At 67.1% G+C, this 5,869-nt stretch carries 6 protein-coding genes; 4 read left to right on the top strand and 2 right to left on the bottom strand.

Going from position 1 to position 5,869, the window contains the following annotated elements; genetic code table 11:
• Positions 1 to 573, bottom strand: a 573-nt coding sequence (locus tag ABNS06_RS05205) for an alpha/beta fold hydrolase (protein WP_348673009.1), incomplete at its 3' end; no start/stop codon positions are given.
• A gap of 199 nt (positions 574 to 772) precedes the next feature.
• On the opposite strand from ABNS06_RS05205, the gene ABNS06_RS05200 reads away from it, so the two are divergent.
• On the top strand, positions 773 to 1,771 hold the full coding sequence (locus tag ABNS06_RS05200; protein WP_348673008.1) for a 2-dehydropantoate 2-reductase: 999 nt from the start codon (positions 773 to 775) through the stop codon (positions 1,769 to 1,771).
• On the opposite strand, the gene ABNS06_RS05195 is transcribed toward ABNS06_RS05200, so the two are convergent.
• The gene (locus ABNS06_RS05195) at positions 1,747 to 2,994 is read right to left on the bottom strand and encodes a GGDEF domain-containing protein (protein WP_348673007.1); all 1,248 of its coding nucleotides are present in this window, start codon (positions 2,992 to 2,994) and stop codon (positions 1,747 to 1,749) included. The genes ABNS06_RS05200 and ABNS06_RS05195 overlap by 25 nt on opposite strands.
• A gap of 94 nt (positions 2,995 to 3,088) precedes the next feature.
• On the opposite strand from ABNS06_RS05195, the gene ggt reads away from it, so the two are divergent.
• The 3 genes from ggt to ABNS06_RS05180 all read left to right on the top strand — a co-directional run.
• Positions 3,089 to 4,786, top strand: coding sequence for a gamma-glutamyltransferase (gene ggt, locus ABNS06_RS05190; RefSeq protein ID WP_348673005.1), 1,698 nt, complete (start codon positions 3,089 to 3,091; stop codon positions 4,784 to 4,786).
• Between the two features lie 16 nt (positions 4,787 to 4,802).
• Positions 4,803 to 5,594, top strand: a complete 792-nt coding sequence (locus ABNS06_RS05185; RefSeq protein ID WP_348673003.1) for an ion transporter — start codon at positions 4,803 to 4,805, stop codon at positions 5,592 to 5,594.
• Positions 5,591 to 5,869 (top strand): hypothetical protein (locus ABNS06_RS05180; RefSeq protein WP_348673002.1); only part of this gene is annotated, 279 nt, incomplete at its 3' end. The genes ABNS06_RS05185 and ABNS06_RS05180, both read left to right, overlap by 4 nt.

Genomic DNA, 5,869 nt, shown 5'->3' with positions numbered 1-5,869 from the left:
CGTCGGGTCCATCCGCGCGGCGCGGCGCCGGTCCAGCGGCCAGAACGCCAACTCGAACAATGCGCGCCCCGACTCCAGCCCCAGCGTGGGATAAATCGCGTCCGCGGTCTCGTCCGGCAGACCGTTGAACGCGTATCGCCTGGCCTGATCGACCGTGAGCCCGTGGGGCTTGTTCCAGAATCCCCAGTCGAGCAGCCGGCGCCAGAACACCCGCAGCGTGCGCGCATTGACGGCTAGCACGCCCGCCGGCGCCGCGGGCGTCAGCAGGATCATTGCCTGCGTCTCGATACGGCTGGCGAGAATCTGCGCGATGACGCCGCCCATGCTATGCCCCAGCAGGATCGGCGGACTGGGCAGATTCAACTGATGGATCACGCCCTGCACATAGTCGACATAGTCCAGCAGGCTGGCGCGCCCCAGCGCCTCGCCGGCGTCGTCCTCCCCTGGCTTGCCATGAAACGGCAGGGTTGGCGCGTGCACGCGAAACCCGGCGTCCCGCAGCGCGGCCGCCACCGCGTTTAGGTGCTCGCCCCGGCACCACATGCCGTGAATCAGCACGACATCGCGCCTCATGAACGCCCCTCCGGCGCGGTCACTTCATCCATGGTCTCGTCCAGTTGTTCTCGCAAATTGCGCGGGCGGCGGGCACTGCGCTGCGCCGGCCCAGCCCGGCAAGACGCTACATCATCACCGATCCGTCGTGAATGACGCAGGTTTTCGCCGCTGTCGTGATCGGACACACTGCGCTCCAGACTTGTCATGGAAATGCCGGATGCGGGTAACGGTCATCGGCGCGGGCGCCGTCGGAACGGTGCTGGCCGCGCATCTGGTGCGGGCCGGACACGCGGTCAAGCTGGTCATCCGCGACGAGGACGTGCCGGCCATGCAAAGCGTGCGGCACCTGCGCGTGGACCGCGTCACCGGCGGCCCGCCACTAACCGTCGACAAGCCGGCGCTGGCGACCGGGGTCGACCTCGACGCCGCCGACGCCGCCTTCATCTGCGTCAAGCACCCCGATCTGCGCGGCGTGCTGGATGCCTTCGGCGATGCCGTGCCTGCGCATTGCGCGGTGCTGCCCTGCCAGAACGGCGTTGGCGCGACCCAGCGGATCCGCCAGCGGTTTCCCGCCATAGAGCCGGTGGCCGCCACGGTGATGTTCAACGCGCAGACCCTGCAACCGCTGCATGCGCGCGTCACCACCGAACCCACGCTGCTGATGCGAACGGCCGACGCCCGGCTGCTGTCCCTGTTCCGGGACACCGGCCTGCGGGTGCGACGCGTCCGCGGCGAGGGTGCCGCCTGGGGCAAGCTGCTGATCAATCTGGCCAACGCGATCTGCGCACTGACGCACGCCACGTTTCATGACGTGCTGCACAATGCCGACCTGAGGACCTGCTTCCTGGCCGCGCTCGATGAGGCGGTGGATGTACTGGACGCCACCGACGCGCCCTATCGGCTGCCGGCGTCACTGCCCTACGCGGCCTACCGGCGGATGCTGCAGCTGACGCCGTCACTGGCTCTGCGCGCTTCGGCGTTTCACCGAACGGCGTCACCCCACGCCTACCCGTCCATGGTGGCTGACATGCTGTCCGCGCGGCCCACCGAAGTGACGCAGCTCAACGGAGAGATCTGCCGTCTGGGTGAACTCTGCGGCCGCCCCACCCCGATCAACGCGCGGATCACCCGCATGATCCAGGAACGCGAAGAACGCCTACCCGCCCAGTTCCTGTCGCCGAGCGAGCTGCGTCAGGCGCTGGCGTTGGAGGACTGATCCCGGCGACTGGACTCGGGTTCACGCGGTGGCGAGGCGTACTCGACACGGTTTCGGCCGGCGGACTTTGCCGCGTACAGCGCGGAATCGGCGGCGGCCAGCGCATCGGACAACGTCACAGCTCCACGCGGGACGAGCTGGGTGCATCCGATACTCACCGACAGCGGACGGCCCCCCGGGTGCTCCAGATCGATGTCGACCACGGACTGACGGACACGCTCCGCCTGGTCCCTGGCCGCTCCCGGCGACAGGTCGTACCAGATCACCGCGAATTCCTCGCCGCCGACGCGTCCGATCAAATCCATCGGTCGACGCCCTGCCTGCGCCCGCAGCACATTGGCGAGATCCCTGAGCACCCGATCGCCCGCGGCGTGGCCCCAGGCATCGTTGAGCAGCTTGAAGTGATCGATGTCGATCATCGCCACCCCCACTGACAAACCGCCGCGCCGGGCGGTGGCCCAGATGCGCTCGGCGTCGACATCAAACCCGCGCCGGTTGCGCAGCTGCGTCAGTGGATCGCGCACGGAGCGCAGCAGATAAAGGCCCTCGGACAGGAAATTCCGCCGCAGCACCCACTCCTGCACGAAGCCACCGGCCAGGGAGACCGCCGCGAACGCGGTGACGTTGAAGACCTCCAGCATCGTGCCCGTGGTCAGGCGGGCAAAGACCATATCGCGCAGCATCAGCGCGCCGAGAATGCCCAGCACGCAGAGCAGCGCCACGGGAAACCGTCGTGCGGCGAGGATCGGGATCAGCACCACCACGAGTTCGATCAACGGGAAGGGAAACACGCCGCCGTGGTGCCGGTAGATCATCGGCAGCAGCAGCCCGGCGAGCGACAGCACACCGATGACGCTGTAAGCCGCGATATCCATCCGCCGCTCCGAGCCGGCGCTGGTGAGCGTCCAGTAGGCGTTGAGCAGCACCGGCGTCAGCACGCCGCAGAGCAGCACGGCCTGCCAGCGCAGCGCGGTGGCCGGGGGGTTCAGCACGAAGCTGGAAAGCAGCTGCGCGGCCGCGACCAGAATCAGTCCCGCGACACAGGCGAGCCGCAGATGATGAATCAGATACGACCGCAGGTACCGCCGGAACGGTTTTTCCAGGGCCGGCACGAACTGCAAGTCCCCGAAACCCCGCTCGAGTTGCGCGAGCAGCAACGATTCAGGCAGTTGAGTCCTCAAATCCGGCCCGGAGGCGGACGAAAGCGAGTTCGGGTCGGTCATCGCATCCTTGCCAAGGTTTCGAGCAGGTTCCGTGCTCGCCCCTCTTTGAAAGGCATCGTTGCACGGTCGCTCACGAACCGTCTAGCCTGCAAAGATGCGTACCCTCCTGCTGATCAGCGCCTGCTGCCTAATGATGTCCAGCTTTCCCGTCTCCGGCGGCGACCGGGTGACCGGCCAGCCCTTTGCCACCCGCTCCGAGGTCATCGCCCGCCACGGTATGGCCGCGACCAGTCAGCCACTGGTCACCCAGGTGGCGCTGGACGTGCTCAAGTCCGGCGGCAACGCGGTGGATGCGGCCATCGCCGCGAACGCCGCGCAGGGGCTGATGGAGCCCGTGGGCAACGGCATCGGCGGTGACTTGTTCGCCATCGTCTGGGATGCGGAAAGCCAGGCGCTCTACGGACTCAACGCCAGCGGCCGCTCGCCGCGGGATCTGAGTCTGCAATGGTTTCTCGATCAGGGTTACGAATCGATCCCGTCCTACGGCCCGTTGCCGGTGTCGGTGCCGGGCTGCGTCGACGGCTGGTTCGAGCTGCACCAACGCTTCGGCTCGATGCCGATGTCGGAGCTGCTGGACCCGGCCATCCGCTACGCCCGCGAAGGCTTTCCGGTCACCGAGCTGATCGCCTACTACTGGGACCGGTCGGTTCCGCGACTGTCGCAGTACCCCGGCTTCACCGAACAGTTCACGATCGACGGCCAAGCACCCCGCAAGGGGGAGATCTGGCGCAACCCCGGCCTGGCCAACACGCTGGCAAAGATCGCCGGTGGCGGTCGTGACGCGTTCTACACCGGCCCGGTCGCCAAGACCATCGCCGACCATGTGCAGGCGCAGGGCGGCTTTCTCAGCGAGGCCGATCTGGCCGCCCATCGTTCCGAATGGGTGGAACCGGTCTCCACGGACTACCGCGGCCACACCGTCTGGGAGCTGCCGCCGAACACGCAGGGTGTCGCCGCCCTGCAGATGCTGAACATTCTCGAAGGCTACGACCTGGCCGCGGCCGGCTTCGGCAGTCCCGAGCACATCCACTGGTTCACCGAGGCGAAGAAGCTCGCGTTCGAGGACCGGGCCCGCTACTACACCGACCCCGACTTCGCCGACATCCCGCTGGACCGGCTGCTGAGCAAGGACTACGCGAAGCGGCAACTCGCGCGCATCCGCGACGATGTCGCCGCCAAGGCCTACCCCGACCCTGCCAGCCTGCAATCCGGAGACACGATTTACCTGACCGTCGCCGACGAGGCCGGCAACATGGTGTCGCTGATCCAGTCCAACTACCGGGGCATGGGCAGCGGCATGACGCCACCGGACCTGGGCTTCATCCTGCAGAACCGTGGCGAACTGTTCGCGCTGGACCCGCAGCATGCCAACCGCTTCGAACCCGGCAAGCGGCCGTTCCACACGATCATCCCGGCCTTCATCACCAAGGACGGCAAGCCCTGGATCAGCTTCGGACTGATGGGCGGCGCGATGCAGCCGCAAGGCCATGTGCAGATCGTGACCAATCTGATCGACTTCGGCATGAACCTGCAGGAAGCCGGTGACGCCCCGCGGATCTATCACGAAGGCAGCTCCAGTCCGACGGGCGAGACGATGACCGATGGCGGGCGGCTTTATCTGGAGTCCGGCTTCGACTACTCGACCGTCCGCGCGCTGATGGACCGCGGCCACCGGGTCGGGACCGCGCGCGGTCCCTACGGCGGCTACCAGGCGATCCTGCGCGATCCGGAGTCCGGCGTGTACTACGGCGCCTCCGAATCCCGCAAGGACGGCCAGGCGGCCGGCTACTGACGGAGCACGCCGGTCCATGTCATTCGCCGCGTCCAAGGATCCGGACCACCGCATCCGCCCGATCGACTGGCTGATGCTGCTGCTGGCCATCGTCTCGATCGGCCTGCTCGCCTACGAGACCTGGTGGAACACCAGCGAGGCCACGCGCGAGCTGATCATCACCGCGGATGTCGCGATCTGCGCCATTTTCGCCGCCGAGTTCGTCTGGCGCTGGCGGGCCTACGGCTTCAACCGCCGCTTCCTGTTCGTGAACTGGTACGAAATCCTCGGGATGATCCCGGTCTCCCATCCGGCGATTCGCGGATTCCGGCTGTTCCGCATCATCCGCATCCTCATCCTGTTCTCGCGCTTCGGCATGGCCGCCGACCGTGCGTTCGGGGAAACCTTCACCCACAACCTGCTGAACCGGTTCCGCCAGGCCGTGGTCAACCTGATCGGTGGCGCGGTGACGGTTTACGTGCTTGATGAAGTCGCCGACGTGCTGGACAAGGGCACGTACACGCATAACGTCGCCCGGGCCCTGACCAAGCATACGGACCATATCGAGACCGCCGTGCGCGAATCGCTATACGCCGACCCCAGTCTGGGCCGCCTGCGCCGGTTGCCGTTCTTCGACGCCATCGTCTCGACCAGCACCCAGGTGACGCAACGGGTGATCATCGAATTCCTGCAAAGTGAACACACGGACGGCCTGGTCGCGGACATCCTCAAGGAAAACCTGGAGCAGATCCGCATGGCCGTGCTCGCCCGCGAGGACCAGCGCGAACTGGACCGGCGCGCGGGCCTCGATCACCACGAGACGCATTGAAGCGAGGGCTGATCATCGGGTTGTCGGTGCTGCTGGCGGGCATCGCGGTCTGGTTGTTCCTGAGCACGAACACCTTGGGCGATCCGAGCCCGGCATCGTCGGCCACCTCACCCACCAGCGGAACGCAGGCACCGGCGGCCCAGCCGACGGGCGCCACGGCTGCATCACGCGATACCGACGCGCCGGATCCGTCCGCGGCCGGCGAAACCGCCGCGAGCAACGCCTGGCCGCTGCACCGCCGTCTGCACAACAGCGACGATCTGTTCGCCCTCGCG

This window comes from uncultured Abyssibacter sp. (assembly GCF_964000955.1).
Classification (GTDB): domain Bacteria; phylum Pseudomonadota; class Gammaproteobacteria; order Nevskiales; family OUC007; genus Abyssibacter.
The sequence above is the reverse complement of the archived record's forward strand: the minus strand, read 5'-3'. Positions and strand labels throughout refer to the sequence as shown.

Excerpts from the sequence above, each read along its gene's own strand:
- ABNS06_RS05195 (WP_348673007.1), bottom strand. The coding sequence starts at position 2,994 with ATGACCGACCCGAACTCGCTTTCGTCCGCCTCCGGGCCGGATTTGAGG.
- ABNS06_RS05185 (WP_348673003.1), top strand. The coding sequence starts at position 4,803 with ATGTCATTCGCCGCGTCCAAGGATCCGGACCACCGCATCCGCCCGATC.
- ABNS06_RS05200 (WP_348673008.1), top strand. The coding sequence starts at position 773 with ATGCGGGTAACGGTCATCGGCGCGGGCGCCGTCGGAACGGTGCTGGCC.
- ggt (WP_348673005.1), top strand. The coding sequence starts at position 3,089 with ATGCGTACCCTCCTGCTGATCAGCGCCTGCTGCCTAATGATGTCCAGC.